This window comes from Burkholderia stagnalis (assembly GCF_039848545.1).
GTDB classification, from domain to species: domain Bacteria; phylum Pseudomonadota; class Gammaproteobacteria; order Burkholderiales; family Burkholderiaceae; genus Burkholderia; species Burkholderia stagnalis.
Genome location: NZ_CP156685.1, coordinates 1,515,433 through 1,529,996 on the forward strand (window position 1 = coordinate 1,515,433; position 14,564 = coordinate 1,529,996).

Here is a 14,564-nt window from a genome sequence, read left to right on the forward strand (position 1 = left end):
GGCGCGGCGAATGTTATGAACGAATCGAAAGGAGCAACCATGTCCATGTTCAACAAGGTCGTGAAGGAATTCCAGTGGGGCCAGCACAAGGTGCGCCTCGAAACCGGTGAAATCGCACGCCAGGCCAGCGGCGCCGTGATCGTCGACGTCGAGGACACCGTCGTGCTCGCGACCGTCGTCGGCGCGAAGTCGGCGAAGCCGGGCCAGGACTTCTTCCCGCTGACCGTCGACTACATCGAGAAGACCTACTCGGCCGGCAAGATCCCGGGCGGCTTCTTCCGCCGCGAAGGCCGTCCGTCGGAGCACGAGACGCTGACGTCGCGCCTGATCGACCGTCCGCTGCGCCCGCTGTTCCCGGAAGGCTTCTACAACGAAGTGCAGGTCGTGATCCACGTGCTGTCCGTGAACCCGGAAGTCCCGGCGGACATCCCGGCGCTGATCGGCGCGTCGGCTGCGCTCGCCGTGTCGGGCCTGCCGTTCAACGGCCCGGTCGGTGCCGCGCGCGTGGCCTACATCGACAACGCCTACGTGCTGAACCCGACGCGTGACCAGATCAAGGCATCGAGCCTCGACCTCGTCGTCGCGGGTACGGAGCGCGCGGTGCTGATGGTCGAGTCGGAAGCGGACCAGCTGTCGGAAGAAGTGATGCTGGGCGCGGTCGTGTTCGGCCACGAGCAGATGCAGGTCGCGATCGACGCGATCCACGAACTGGTGCGCGAAGGCGGCAAGCCCGAGTGGGACTGGCAGCCGGCGCCGAAGAACGAGGCGCTGATCGCGCGCGTGACCGAGCTGGCGCAGAACGAACTGCTCGCCGCTTACCAGCTCCGCGACAAGCAGGCTCGCTCGACGAAGCTGAAGGAAGTCTACGCGGTGACCTCGGCGAAGCTCGAGGAAGACGCGCAGGCGGCCGGCACGGTCGCAGCCGACAAGGCCACCGTCGGCAACGTCCTGTTCGACATCGAGGCGAAGATCGTCCGTTCGCAGATCCTGAACGGCGAGCCGCGCATCGACGGCCGCGACACGCGCACCGTGCGCCCGATCGAGATCCGCACCGGCGTGCTGCCGCGCACCCACGGCTCGGCGCTGTTCACGCGCGGCGAGACGCAGGCGCTCGTCGTCGCGACGCTCGGCACCAAGGGTGACGAGCAGATCATCGACGCTCTCGAAGGCGAATATCGCGAGCGCTTCATGCTCCACTACAACATGCCCCCGTTCGCGACCGGCGAAACGGGCCGCGTCGGCTCGCCGAAGCGCCGCGAAATCGGTCACGGCCGCCTTGCGAAGCGCGCGCTGGTCAAGTGCCTGCCGAGCGCTGACGAATTCGGCTACTCGATCCGCGTCGTGTCGGAAATCACCGAGTCGAACGGTTCGTCGTCGATGGCATCGGTGTGCGGCGGCTGCCTCGCGCTGATGGACGCCGGCGTGCCGATGAAGGCGCACGTCGCGGGCATCGCGATGGGTCTGATCCTCGAAGGCAACAAGTTCGCGGTGCTGACCGACATCCTCGGCGACGAAGATCACCTCGGCGACATGGACTTCAAGGTCGCGGGCACCGAGCAGGGCGTGACCGCGCTGCAGATGGACATCAAGATCCAGGGCATCACGAAGGAAATCATGCAGGTCGCGCTCGCGCAGGCGAAGGAAGGCCGCATGCACATCCTCGGCAAGATGACGTCGGCGGTCGCGGGTGCGAACACGCAGCTGTCCGAATTCGCGCCGCGCATGATCACGATCAAGATCAACCCGGAAAAGATCCGCGACGTGATCGGCAAGGGCGGTTCGGTGATCCGCGCGCTGACGGAAGAAACCGGCACGACCATCGACATCTCGGATGACGGCGTCGTGACGATCGCGAGCACGAACAGCGAAGGCATGGCCGAAGCGAAGAAGCGCATCGAGAACATCACGGCCGAGATCGAAGTCGGCCAGGTGTACGAAGGCACGGTGCTGAAGCTGCTCGATTTCGGCGCGATCGTGAACCTGCTGCCGGGCAAGGACGGCCTGCTGCACATCTCGGAAATCGTCAACGAGCGTGTGAAGGACATCAACGACTACCTGAAGGAAGGCCAGCAGGTCAAGGTCAAGGTGATCCAGACGGACGAGAAGGGTCGCGTGCGCCTGTCGGCCAAGGCGCTCCTGAATGAAGCGGCGGCAGCGTCGCACACGGATACGCCGCCGCAGCAATAAGCGGACGGGCGTACGAACGGCCGGCGTTGCGAACAGCACGCCGGCCGTTTTTTCTGTAGGATCGTTGCGCACCAGCGGGCGCGCGCTGCCCGCGCTGCGCCCCATGCACCGGGCTGGGGCGCGCAATCCCATCCCGATCCTGGAGTGACGCTCATGAAAGCCATCGAAATCACCGAATTCGGCGCCCCCGACGTGCTGAAGCTCGCGGAACGCCCGCGCCCCGAGCCGCAGCGCGGCGAAGTGCTGATCAAGGTGGCGGCATCGGGCGTCAACCGCCCCGACGTGTTCCAGCGCAAGGGCGCGTATGCGCCGCCGCCGGGCGCATCGGATCTGCCGGGCCTCGAGGTCGCGGGCGAGATCGTCGGCGGCGACCTGTCGGATCCCGCGCTCAATCCGTTCGGCCTGAAGCTCGGCGATCGCGTGTGTGCGCTGCTCGCGGGCGGCGGCTATGCCGAATATGCGGTGGCGCCGCTGCCGCAATGCCTGCCGGTGCCGGCGGGCCTGACCGATATCGAGGCCGCGTCGCTGCCGGAGACGTTCTTCACGGTGTGGAGCAACGTGTTCGACCGCGCGCAGCTCGGCGCGGGCGAGGGTGGCGAGCAGGAGACGCTGCTCGTGCAGGGCGGTTCGAGCGGCATCGGCGTGACGGCGATCCAGATCGCGCATGCGCTCGGCTATCGCGTGTTCGCGACCGCGGGCAATGCCGACAAGTGCCGCGCGTGCGAGGCGCTGGGCGCCGAACGCGCCATCAACTACAAGACGGAGGATTTTGTCGAGGTCGTGAAGTCGCTGACGCACGATCGCGGCGTCGACGTGATCCTCGACATGGTCGCGGGTTCGTACGTGCCGCGCGAGCTGTCCGCGCTCGCCGACGGCGGCCGCCTCGTGCTGATCGCGCTGCTCGGCGGCGCGAAGGCCGAGATCAACCTGAACGAGATCCTGCGCCGCCGGCTGACCGTCACGGGCTCGACGCTGCGGCCGCGCCCGGTCGAGTTCAAGGCGCGCATCGCCGCGCAACTGAAGGCGCGCGTGTGGCCGCTGCTCGGCGACGGGCGCATCAGGCCGGTGATCTACCGCGTGCTGCCGGCCGCCGAGGCCGCGCAGGCGCATGCGCTGATGGAAAGCGGCGAGCATATCGGCAAGATCGTGCTCGATTGGGGCGCAAACGCGTGAGCGGCCATGCGGTCGTGCTTGACATGCGCGGTTTGACCGGTTCAAGCGGTGCGCAGTAAAATCGCGGGTTTGCTTCGCCAGATCCAACCTGACGGCCGGTTTTCGGCCCGTCGATGACGAGACAGACACGATGTCGAAACAGAGAACAAAGCGGGTGATCGGCAACTGGAAGATGCACGGCCGGCTGGCCGGCAACCAGGCGTTGCTGAACGAAGTGGTGCAAGGTGCAAGCGCGGTGCCGGCGGAAACGGCGATCGGCGTGTGCGTGCCGTTCCCGTATCTCGCGCAGGTTCAGGGTCAGCTCGACGGCGGCCGGGTCGCGTGGGGCGCGCAGGATGTGTCCGCGCACGAACAGGGCGCGTTCACCGGCGAAGTGGCGGCGGCGATGGTGGCCGAGTTCGGCGCGCGCTATGCGCTCGTCGGCCATTCGGAGCGTCGCGCGTATCACGGCGAGAGCAGCGAGACGGTCGCCGCGAAGGCGCAGCGTGCGCTGGCTGCCGGCCTGACGCCGGTCGTGTGTGTCGGCGAGACGCTCGACGAGCGTGAGGCGGGCGCGACCGAGCAGGTCGTCGGCGCGCAGCTCGACGCCGTGCTGGCCGTGCTGTCGGCCGACGAGGCCGCGCGCATCGTCGTGGCGTACGAGCCCGTCTGGGCGATCGGCACCGGCAGGAGCGCGACGTCGGCGCAGGCGCAGGACGTGCATGCGTTCCTGCGTGCGCGCCTGGCGGCGAAGGGTGCGGCGGACGTGTCGGTGCTGTACGGCGGCAGCGTGAAGCCGGACAACGCGGAAGAACTGTTCGCGCAGCCGGACATCGACGGCGGCCTGATCGGCGGCGCGTCGTTGAAGGCAGAAGACTTTCTGGCGATCTGCCGGGCCGCGCGCTGAGCGGGCCGGGATCGAATTGAACCATGACGGCGGCCGGCGCAAGCCGGTCGCCCGATACAAGCTCGGGTGAGTGTGATGCTGTATTTGAAAACGCTGATTATTGTGGTGCAGGTGCTGTCTGCGCTCGGTGTGATTGGTCTGGTGCTGCTGCAGCACGGCAAGGGCGCCGACATGGGCGCGGCATTCGGCAGCGGTGCGTCGGGCAGCCTGTTTGGTGCGACCGGCTCGGCGAACTTCCTGTCGCGTACGACCGGCATACTGGCGACGATCTTCTTCGTCGCGACGCTCGCGCTGACGTACCTCGGTTCGTACAAGTCGCAGCCGTCCGCCGGCGTGCTCGGCGCCGCGGCGACTGCCCCGGCATCGGCGCCGGCTGCGTCCGCGCCGGCCGTTGCGGCCTCCGCGGCTGCGGGCTCGGCGGCGAGCGCCCCGGGCCAGGACGTGCCGAAATAAAAAGTTAAAAAATTTGCGATTGTGCGTTGAACAAATCTTGCGGCCGGGTTAGAATTTAATTCTTGAAGCGATTCGCGGGAAACAAGCAGTTACAACCCCGGTTGCATGCAGTGCCGACGTGGTGAAATTGGTAGACACGCTATCTTGAGGGGGTAGTGGCGAAAGCTGTGCGAGTTCGAGTCTCGCCGTCGGCACCAAAGTTACTCAATGCCAGCCGCTTCACGTGGCTGGCATTTTTCATTTCAGGGGTACGCTTGCGGTTGTCTTGCGATCGCCGGTAGTCCGAAATGATCTCTTCCGCCGGATGGTGTTATTCTCCGGACGCTCAGAACCAACCGATAGAGGATAGCCTTGAACCTCGCAGCCTATTACCCCGTCTTGTTGTTCCTCCTCGTGGGCACTGGTTTAGGTATAGCGCTGGTCAGCATCGGCAAGCTTCTCGGTCCCAACAAGCCTGACGTCGAAAAGAACGCGCCGTACGAGTGCGGCTTCGAAGCCTTCGAAGATGCGCGGATGAAGTTCGATGTGCGCTACTACCTCGTCGCCATCCTGTTCATCATCTTCGATCTCGAGACCGCGTTCCTGTTCCCGTGGGGCGTCGCCCTGCGCGACATCGGCTGGCCCGGTTTCATCGCAATGATGATTTTTCTGCTCGAATTCCTGCTGGGCTTCGCCTACATCTGGAAGAAAGGCGGCCTCGACTGGGAGTGATGGGTTAATCGCCGGTTTGCATAGGCGGCCACGCTTCGCCGCCTGTCTGGAGTGGAAAGCAAATGAGTATCGAAGGGGTCTTGAAGGAAGGGTTTGTCACCACCACGGCTGACAAGCTGATCAACTGGACGCGCACCGGCTCCCTGTGGCCGATGACGTTCGGGCTCGCGTGTTGCGCCGTCGAGATGATGCATGCGGGCGCTGCCCGCTACGATCTGGACCGGTTCGGGGTCGTGTTCCGTCCTAGCCCGCGCCAGTCGGACGTGATGATCGTCGCCGGCACGCTGTGCAACAAGATGGCGCCCGCGCTGCGCCGCGTCTACGACCAGATGGCCGAGCCGCGCTGGGTGATCTCGATGGGGTCGTGCGCGAACGGCGGCGGTTACTACCACTATTCGTATTCGGTGGTCCGCGGCTGCGACCGGATCGTGCCGGTCGACGTCTACGTGCCGGGCTGTCCGCCGACAGCCGAGGCGCTGGTCTACGGCGTGATCCAGCTGCAGGCGAAGATCCGCCGCACCAACACCATCGCCCGTCAATAAAGCCCCGAGCGTCCCCTCAATATGGCAAGCAAAATCGAGACCCTCAAGGCGAACCTCGAAGCCGCGCTCGGCGCGCGCGTGGTGAGCCTCACCGAAGCAATCGGTGAACTGACGCTCGTCGTGAAGGCGAGCGATTACCTCGAAGTCGCGAAGACGCTGCGCGACGATCGCACGCTCGGCTTCGAGCAGCTGATCGACCTGTGCGGCATCGACTACCAGACGTACGGCGACGGTGCGTACGACGGCCCGCGCTTCGCGGCCGTGTCGCACCTGCTGTCGGTGACGAACAACTGGCGCCTGCGCGTGCGCGTGTTCGCGCCGGACGACGATCTGCCGATCGTGCCGTCGGTCGTCGACCTCTGGACCTCCGCGAACTGGTACGAGCGCGAAGCGTTCGACCTGTACGGCATCGTCTTCGAAGGCCACCCGGACCTGCGCCGCATCCTGACCGACTACGGCTTCATCGGCCATCCGTTCCGCAAGGACTTCCCGGTGTCGGGCTACGTCGAAATGCGTTACGACCCGGAAGAGAAGCGGGTCGTCTACCAGCCGGTGACCATCGAGCCGCGCGAAATCACGCCGCGCGTGATCCGCGAGGATCGCTATGGCGGTCTGAAACATTAAGAGGGCGTCATGGCAGACATCAAGAACTACACGCTCAACTTCGGCCCGCAGCACCCGGCAGCGCACGGCGTGCTGCGCCTCGTGCTCGAGCTCGACGGCGAAGTCATCCAGCGCGCCGATCCGCACATCGGCCTGCTGCACCGCGCGACCGAAAAGCTCGCGGAATCCAAGACCTTCATCCAGTCCGTGCCGTACATGGACCGTCTCGACTACGTGTCGATGATGGTCAACGAGCACGGCTACGTGCTCGCGATCGAGAAGCTGCTCGGCATCGACGTGCCGGAGCGCGCGCAGTACATCCGCGTGCTGTTCGACGAAATCACGCGCGTGCTGAACCACCTGATGTGGATCGGCGCGCATGCGCTCGACGTCGGCGCGATGGCGGTGTTCCTGTACGCGTTCCGCGAGCGCGAAGACCTGATGGACGTGTACGAAGCGGTGTCCGGCGCCCGGATGCACGCGGCGTACTACCGTCCGGGCGGCGTCTATCGCGACCTGCCTGACGCAATGCCGCAATACAAGGCGTCGAAGATTCGCAACGAGAAGGCGCTCGCGAGGATGAACGAAGCGCGCAGCGGCTCGGTGCTCGACTTCATCGACGATTTCTTCACGCGCTTCCCGAAGTGCGTCGACGAATACGAAACGCTGCTGACCGACAACCGGATCTGGAAGCAGCGTCTCGTCGGGATCGGCGTCGTCAGCCCGGAGCGTGCGCTGCAGATGGGCCTGACGGGCCCGATGCTGCGCGGCTCGGGCATCGCGTGGGACTTGCGCAAGAAGCAGCCGTACGAAGTGTACGACCGCATGGATTTCGACGTGCCGGTCGGCGTGAACGGCGACTGCTACGACCGCTACCTGGTGCGCGTCGAGGAAATGCGTCAGTCCGTGCGTATCGCGAAACAATGTATTGAGTGGCTCCGGAAGAATCCGGGCCCCGTGATGACGGACAATCACAAGGTTGCGCCTCCTTCGCGCGTCGGCATGAAGACCAACATGGAGGACTTGATCCACCATTTCAAGCTCTTCACCGAAGGTTTTCACGTGCCGGAAGGCGAGGCATACGCGGCCGTCGAACATCCGAAGGGCGAGTTCGGCATCTATCTCGTGTCGGACGGCGCGAACAAGCCGTATCGCCTGAAGATCCGCGCACCGGGCTTCGCGCATCTGGCGTCGCTCGACGAGATGGCGCGCGGCCACATGATTGCCGACGCCGTCACGATCATCGGTACGCAGGACATCGTGTTCGGCGAAATCGATCGCTGATGGTTGCGCCGCCCGTTTGCTTCGGGCGGCGAGCCGTAAGTCACACGCGATGCGCGCCGAACCGGCGCGGCTTCGCAAGCTGTCAACAGTGAGCGCCAGGTCTGCCGTCATGCACCCCAGTGCGGCAGGTTGTTCGTTCGGTAGGAATTGAAAGAGTCGTGTCTGAAAATGATCTCAGCTGAAGGCCTGAAGGAAATCGATCGAGCGTTGACGAAGTATCCCGCCGATCAGAAACAGTCCGCCGTGATGTCGGCGTTGGCCGTCGCTCAGGAAGAGCACGGCTGGCTGTCGCCCGAACTGATGCAGTTCGTCGCGGACTATCTCGGCATGCCGGCCGTCGCCGTGCAGGAAGTCGCGACGTTCTACACGATGTATGAGCTCAAGCCCGTCGGCAAGCACAAGATCACGCTCTGCACGAACCTGCCGTGCCAGCTTGGCCCGCACGGCGGCGCGGAAGCGACCGCCGACTACCTGAAACAGAAGCTCGGCATCGGCTTCGGCGAGACCACGCCCGACGGCAAGTTCACGCTGAAGGAAGGCGAATGCATGGGCTCGTGCGGCGATGCGCCGGTGCTGCTGGTGAACAATCACAGAATGTGCAGCTTCATGAGCCGCGAGAAGATCGACCAGCTGCTTGAGGAGCTCTCGAAATGACGTCCCTCCACGACCGTCACATCAAACCGCTGATCCTCGCTGGTCTGAACGGCGAGAACTGGCATCTCGAAGACTACGTTGCGCGCGGCGGCTACAAGCAGCTGCGCCGCATTCTCGAAGAAAAGATCCCGCCCGAGCAGGTGATCGCCGACGTGAAGGCGTCGGGCCTGCGTGGCCGCGGCGGTGCGGGCTTCCCGACCGGCCTGAAGTGGAGCTTCATGCCGCGCCAGTTCCCGGGGCAGAAGTACCTCGTCTGCAACTCGGACGAAGGCGAGCCGGGCACGTTCAAGGATCGCGACATCCTGCGCTGGAATCCGCACGCGCTGATCGAAGGCATGGCCATCGGCGCCTACGCGATGGGCATCACCGTCGGCTACAACTACATCCACGGCGAGATCTTCGAAGTGTATCGACGCTTCGAGGCAGCGCTGGATGAAGCGCGCGCGGCCGGTTTCCTCGGCGACAACATCATGGGCTCGGAATTCTCGTTCCAGCTGCATGCGCACCACGGTTACGGCGCGTACATCTGCGGCGAGGAAACGGCGCTGCTCGAGTCGCTCGAAGGCAAGAAGGGCCAGCCGCGCTTCAAGCCGCCGTTCCCGGCGAGCTTCGGCGTGTACGGCAAGCCGACCACGATCAACAACACCGAGACGTTCGCCGCGGTGCCGTTCCTGCTGTCCATCGGGCCGCAGAACTACCTCGAGATCGGCAAGCCGAACAACGGCGGCACGAAGATCTTCTCGGTGTCGGGCGACGTCGAGCGTCCGGGCAACTATGAAGTGCCGCTCGGCACGCCGTTCGCGACGCTGATGGAGCTCGCCGGCGGAATGCGCGGCGGCAAGAAGATCAAGGCCGTGATTCCGGGCGGGTCGTCGGCGCCGGTGATCCCGGGCGACATCATGATGCAGACCGATCTCGATTACGACTCGATCGCGAAGGCGGGCTCGATGCTCGGCTCCGGCGCGGTGATCGTGATGGACGAGACGCGCTGCATGGTGCGTTCGCTGCTGCGCCTGTCGTACTTCTATTACGAGGAATCGTGCGGCCAGTGCACGCCGTGCCGCGAAGGCACCGGCTGGCTGTATCGCGTCGTGAATCGCATCGAGCACGGCGAAGGCCGCCAGGAAGACCTGGACCTGCTGAACTCGGTTGCCGAGAACATCATGGGCCGCACGATCTGCGCGCTCGGCGATGCGGCGGCGATGCCGGTGCGGGGGATGCTCAAGCACTACTGGGACGAATTCGCGTACCACGTCGAGCACAAGCACTGCATGGTCGGCGGCCACGCGCACGCGGCGGCGGCCTGACGCGAAGCACCCGGTTGCGGAATTTGAGCGCACGGTCGGGCGAATGCGCGAACGAGCGGAAATAGGTTAAGGACCATTCACCATCATGGTTGAACTTGAAATAGACGGCAAGAAGGTCGAGGTGCCCGAAGGCAGCATGGTGATCCAGGCTGCGCACAAGGCGGATACGTACATTCCTCACTTCTGCTATCACAAGAAACTGTCGGTTGCGGCCAACTGCCGGATGTGTCTCGTGGAAGTCGAGAAGATGCCGAAGGCCGTGCCTGCCTGCGCGACGCCCGTGTCGGCCGGCATGATCGTCCACACCCAGTCCGACAAGGCGGTGAAGGCGCAGCAGTCGGTGATGGAATTCCTCCTCATCAACCACCCGCTCGACTGCCCGATCTGCGATCAGGGCGGCGAATGCCAGCTGCAGGATCTCGCGGTCGGCTACGGCAAGTCGTCGTCGCGCTATTCCGAAGAGAAGCGCGTGGTGTTCCACAAGAACGTGGGCCCGCTGATCTCGATGGAAGAAATGTCGCGCTGCATCCACTGCACGCGCTGCGTCCGCTTCGGCCAGGAAATCGCCGGCGTGATGGAGTTCGGCATGCTGGGCCGCGGCGAGCACTCGGAAATCACGACGTTCGTCGGCAAGACGGTCGATTCCGAGCTGTCGGGCAACATGATCGACCTGTGCCCGGTCGGCGCGCTGACCAGCAAGCCGTTCCGCTACAGCGCCCGCACGTGGGAACTGTCGCGCCGCAAGTCGGTGAGCCCGCATGATTCCGTCGGCGCGAACCTCGTGGTGCAGGTCAAGAACAACCGCGTGATGCGCGTGCTGCCGTTCGAGAACGAAGCGATCAACGAATGCTGGATCTCGGACAAGGACCGCTTCTCGTACGAAGGCCTCAACAGCGACGAGCGCCTGACCAAGCCGATGCTGAAGCAGGGCGGCCAGTGGATCGAAACCGACTGGCAGACCGCGCTCGAATACGTCGCGAAGGGCCTGAAGGGCATCAGCGCGGATCACGGCGCGAACGCGCTGGCGATGCTCGCGAGCGCGCACAGCACCGCTGAAGAGCTGTTCCTGGTGAAGCAGCTCGCGAAGGAGCTGAAGACGCCGAACGTCGACTTCCGCCTGCGTCAGCTCGATTTCTCGGCGCCGCTCCAGGGCGCGCCGTGGCTCGGCATGCCGATCGCCGAACTGTCGAACGTGAACGCCGCGTTCGTGGTGGGCTCGTTCCTGCGCCGCGACCATCCGCTGTTCGCCGCACGCCTGCGCCAGGCCGCGAAGGCCGGCGCGAAGCTCCATTTCCTGCACGCGACCGGCGACGACGCGCTGATTCCGACCGCGCAACGCATCGTGGCGGCACCGTCGGCATGGCTCGACGCGCTGGCCGGCGTGGCTGCGGCCGTCGCGCAACTGCGCGGCGTCGCGCTGCCGGACGCGCTGGCAGGCGCTACCGCATCGCCGGCGGCCCAGCAGGTTGCGCAGTCGCTCGCGAACGGTGAACGCCGCGCGGTGCTGCTCGGCAACGCAGCGGTCCGTCATCCGGAATTCGCGAAGCTGCATGCGCTCGCGCAGTGGATCGCCGACAACACCGGCGCGACGTTCGGCTTCCTGACCGAAGCGGCGAACACGGTCGGCGCGCACGTCGTCGACGCGCTGCCGGGCGAGGGCGGCCTGAATGCACGCGAAGCGTTCGCGCAGCCGCGCAAGGGCTACGTGCTGCTGAACGTCGAGCCGGAATTCGACACCGCCGAGCCGGCGCAGGCGCTGGCCGCGCTGAACCAGGCGGAGATGGTCGTCGTGATGTCGCCGTTCAAGCACGGCCTCGATTACGCCGACGTGCTGCTGCCGATCGCGCCGTTCACGGAAACGTCCGGCACGTTCGTCAACGCGGAAGGCTCGGTGCAGGGTTTCAACGGCGTCGTGCGTCCGCTCGGCGACACGCGCCCGGCCTGGAAGGTGCTGCGCGTGCTGGGCAGCCTGCTCGGCCTGCCGAACTTCGAATACGAGACGGCGGAAGAAGTGCGCATCGCGGCGCTCGGCGAAGCCGGCGTGGCGGGCCGCCTGTCGAACAAGACGTCGGTTGCGCCCGTGCGCGGCGCGGCGCCGGCCGCGAACGGCGGCTTCGAGCGTCTCGCCGATGTGCCGATCTATCACGCCGACGCGCTGGTGCGCCGCGCGGGTGCGCTGCACCTGACGGCCGCGGCGAAGGCGGCGAACGCCGCCGGCCTGCCTGCCGCGCTGTTCGACAAGCTGGGCTTGAAGGAAGGCGACGCGGTGCGCGTGCGCCAGGGCGAGCGTGCGGTGCAGTTGCCGGCCGTGCGTGACGAGAATCTTGCGGAGACGGTCGTTCGCGTGTCGGCGGCGACGCCTGCCGGCGCAGCGCTCGGCAGCCTGTCCGGTGAACTGGTGGTGGAGAAGGCGTAAATGAGCTTGTTCGATACGATCAACTCGGGCGGAGCCCAGCTTCTCGGCGTCGCATGGCCGACGGTGTGGGCGCTCGTGCGCATCCTCGTCGTCGCCGTCGTGATCCTGCTGTGCGTGGCGTACCTGATTCTGTGGGAACGCAAGCTGATCGGCTGGATCCACGTGCGTCTCGGCCCGAACCGCGTCGGCCCCGCCGGCCTGCTGCAGCCGATCGCCGACGTGCTGAAGCTGCTGCTCAAGGAAGTGATCCAGCCGACCGCGGCAAGCCGCTGGATGTACCTGATCGCACCGGTCATGACGGTGGTGCCGGCGTTCGCGGTGTGGGCGGTGATCCCGTTCCAGGCTGAAGCGGTGCTCGCGAACGTCAACGCGGGCCTGCTGTACGCGATGGCGATCTCGTCGATCGGCGTGTACGCGGTGATCCTCGCCGGCTGGGCGTCGAACTCGAAGTACGCGTTCCTCGGCGCGATGCGCGCGGCGGCACAGATGGTCTCGTACGAAATCTCGATGGGCTTCGCGCTGGTGCTCGTGCTGATGACGGCCGGCAGCCTGAACCTGTCGGAAATCGTCGGCTCGCAGCAGCACGGCTTCTTCGCGGGCCACGGCGTCAACTTCCTGTCGTGGAACTGGCTGCCGCTCTTGCCGGCGTTCGTCGTCTACTTCATCTCGGGCATCGCCGAAACGAACCGCCACCCGTTCGACGTGGTGGAAGGGGAGTCGGAAATCGTTGCCGGCCACATGATCGATTACTCGGGCATGGCGTTCGCGCTGTTCTTCCTCGCCGAGTACATCAACATGATCGTGATCTCGGCACTTGCCGCGACGCTGTTCCTCGGCGGCTGGGATGCACCGTTCGAATTCCTGTCGTTCATCCCGGGCATCTTCTGGCTCGTGCTGAAAGTCTTCGCGCTGCTGTCGGTGTTCATCTGGGTTCGCGCGACGTTCCCGCGTTACCGCTACGACCAGATCATGCGTCTGGGCTGGAAGGTGTTCCTGCCGGTGACCGTGATCTGGGTGGTCGTCGTCGGTTTCTGGATCGTGTCGCCGCTCAACATCTGGAAATAAAGGTCGGACGAAATCATGACGGCAATCCAACATTTCTTTAAGACCTTCTTCCTGACCGAGCTGCTGAAGGGGCTTGCGCTGACCGGGCGTTACGCGTTCCGCCGCAAGTTCACGGTGCAGTTCCCGGAAGAGAAGACGCCGATCTCGCCGCGCTTCCGCGGGCTGCACGCGCTGCGCCGCTACGAGAACGGCGAAGAGCGCTGCATCGCATGCAAGCTGTGCGAAGCGGTGTGCCCGGCGATGGCGATCACGATCGAATCGGAAACGCGCGCGGACAACACGCGCCGCACGACGCGCTACGACATCGACCTGACGAAGTGCATCTTCTGCGGTTTCTGCGAAGAGAGCTGCCCGGTCGATTCGATCGTCGAGACGCAGATTCTCGAGTACCACGGCGAGAAGCGCGGCGACCTGTATTTCACGAAGGAAATGCTGCTCGCGGTGGGCGATCGCTACGAGAAGGACATCGCCGCGGCGAAGGCTGCCGACGCGCCGTATCGTTGATTGTGTTTGCAGTGCCGGCCCGGCAGGAACGGGCCGCGCCGCCGCGACGGGTGCGGCTCGCGAGAGCGTTCCGCAAGCCGCGCCTGACTATGGCCTAACGATGAACCGGTAATCATGGAATTCACGACCGTACTCTTCTACATCTTCGCGCTGCTCCTGGTGGTATCAGGGCTGAAGGTGATCACTTCGCGCAACCCGGTGGCGTCTGCGCTTTTCCTTGTGCTGGCGTTCTTCAACGCCGCCGCGATCTGGATGCTGCTGGAAGCGGAATTCCTCGCGATCCTGCTGGTGCTGGTCTACGTGGGCGCCGTGATGGTGCTGTTCCTGTTCGTCGTGATGATGCTGGACATCAACATCGACTTCCTGCGACGCGACTTCAAGAAGTTCGTGCCGATGGCGACCGTCGTCGGCGCGATCATCGTGGTCGAGACGGCGCTGGTGCTGTGGCACGGCTACGGCGCGACCGAATCGCCGGTGCGCGCGATGGCGCAGGGCGCGATGGCGACCTGGCCGAACACCCGCCTGATCGGCAAGGTCATCTACACCGATTACATCTTCGCATTCGAAATCGCGGGCCTCGTGCTGCTCGTCGCGATCATCGCCGCGGTGGCGCTGACCGAGCGCAAGGGCAAGGACAGCAAGCGCCAGCGCGTGTCGGATCAGGTCAAGGTGCGTCGCAACGACCGCGTGCGCCTCGTGAAGATGGAAGCGGAGAAGCCGCAGCCCGAAACGGCCCAGTCCGAATCCGGCACGGGCGCCAACGGCTAAGCGGAGGATAG

Annotated in this window: 14 protein-coding genes and 1 tRNA gene; all 15 read left to right on the plus strand. The window is 65.2% G+C overall.

Annotated elements, in window-relative coordinates:
* The first annotated feature begins 39 nt into the window (after positions 1-39).
* The 15 genes from pnp to ABFO07_RS07265 all read left to right on the plus strand — a co-directional run bounded on the left by pnp (position 40) and on the right by ABFO07_RS07265 (position 14,553).
* Positions 40-2,187 (plus strand): polyribonucleotide nucleotidyltransferase, encoded by a 2,148-nt coding sequence (gene pnp / locus ABFO07_RS07195; protein ID WP_060351432.1) that lies wholly within the window; start codon positions 40-42, stop codon positions 2,185-2,187.
* A gap of 153 nt (positions 2,188-2,340) precedes the next feature.
* Positions 2,341-3,360 (plus strand): NAD(P)H-quinone oxidoreductase, encoded by a 1,020-nt coding sequence (locus ABFO07_RS07200; RefSeq protein WP_347468586.1) that lies wholly within the window; start codon positions 2,341-2,343, stop codon positions 3,358-3,360.
* Positions 3,361-3,490: 130 nt separating this feature from the next.
* Complete coding sequence (tpiA, locus tag ABFO07_RS07205) at positions 3,491-4,246, plus strand: triose-phosphate isomerase (protein ID WP_059566259.1); 756 nt, start codon at positions 3,491-3,493, stop codon at positions 4,244-4,246.
* 75 nt (positions 4,247-4,321) lie between these two features.
* Positions 4,322-4,699 carry a preprotein translocase subunit SecG gene (gene secG / locus ABFO07_RS07210; protein WP_059906445.1) on the plus strand — a complete coding sequence of 126 codons (378 nt, stop codon included), beginning with the start codon at positions 4,322-4,324 and terminating at the stop codon, positions 4,697-4,699.
* Between the two features lie 112 nt (positions 4,700-4,811).
* Positions 4,812-4,896, plus strand: a tRNA-Leu gene (locus ABFO07_RS07215).
* Positions 4,897-5,050: 154 nt separating this feature from the next.
* Positions 5,051-5,410, plus strand: a complete 360-nt coding sequence (locus tag ABFO07_RS07220; RefSeq protein ID WP_006398798.1) for an NADH-quinone oxidoreductase subunit A — start codon at positions 5,051-5,053, stop codon at positions 5,408-5,410.
* Between the two features lie 62 nt (positions 5,411-5,472).
* Positions 5,473-5,952 (plus strand): NuoB/complex I 20 kDa subunit family protein, encoded by a 480-nt coding sequence (locus tag ABFO07_RS07225; RefSeq protein ID WP_006398799.1) that lies wholly within the window; start codon positions 5,473-5,475, stop codon positions 5,950-5,952.
* A 21-nt stretch (positions 5,953-5,973) separates the two neighbouring features.
* Positions 5,974-6,576, plus strand: coding sequence for an NADH-quinone oxidoreductase subunit C (locus ABFO07_RS07230; protein ID WP_059566257.1), 603 nt, complete (start codon positions 5,974-5,976; stop codon positions 6,574-6,576).
* 9 nt (positions 6,577-6,585) lie between these two features.
* Positions 6,586-7,839, plus strand: coding sequence for an NADH-quinone oxidoreductase subunit D (locus ABFO07_RS07235; protein ID WP_059566256.1), 1,254 nt, complete (start codon positions 6,586-6,588; stop codon positions 7,837-7,839).
* A 168-nt stretch (positions 7,840-8,007) separates the two neighbouring features.
* Positions 8,008-8,493 (plus strand): NADH-quinone oxidoreductase subunit NuoE, encoded by a 486-nt coding sequence (nuoE, locus tag ABFO07_RS07240; RefSeq protein WP_006478266.1) that lies wholly within the window; start codon positions 8,008-8,010, stop codon positions 8,491-8,493.
* Complete coding sequence (gene nuoF, locus ABFO07_RS07245; RefSeq protein WP_006478267.1) at positions 8,490-9,800, plus strand: NADH-quinone oxidoreductase subunit NuoF; 1,311 nt, start codon at positions 8,490-8,492, stop codon at positions 9,798-9,800. Before nuoE ends, nuoF begins: the two co-directional genes overlap by 4 nt.
* 85 nt (positions 9,801-9,885) lie before the next feature.
* Entirely contained in the window at positions 9,886-12,216 is a 2,331-nt protein-coding gene (nuoG, locus tag ABFO07_RS07250; protein WP_059566254.1) for an NADH-quinone oxidoreductase subunit NuoG, read from the plus strand.
* Entirely contained in the window at positions 12,217-13,281 is a 1,065-nt protein-coding gene (gene nuoH / locus ABFO07_RS07255; RefSeq protein ID WP_059566253.1) for an NADH-quinone oxidoreductase subunit NuoH, read from the plus strand.
* Positions 13,282-13,296: 15 nt separating this feature from the next.
* Positions 13,297-13,785, plus strand: a complete 489-nt coding sequence (gene nuoI / locus ABFO07_RS07260; protein ID WP_010091199.1) for an NADH-quinone oxidoreductase subunit NuoI — start codon at positions 13,297-13,299, stop codon at positions 13,783-13,785.
* 114 nt (positions 13,786-13,899) lie between these two features.
* Entirely contained in the window at positions 13,900-14,553 is a 654-nt protein-coding gene (locus ABFO07_RS07265) for an NADH-quinone oxidoreductase subunit J (protein WP_059566252.1), read from the plus strand.
* Positions 14,554-14,564 lie beyond the last annotated feature (11 nt).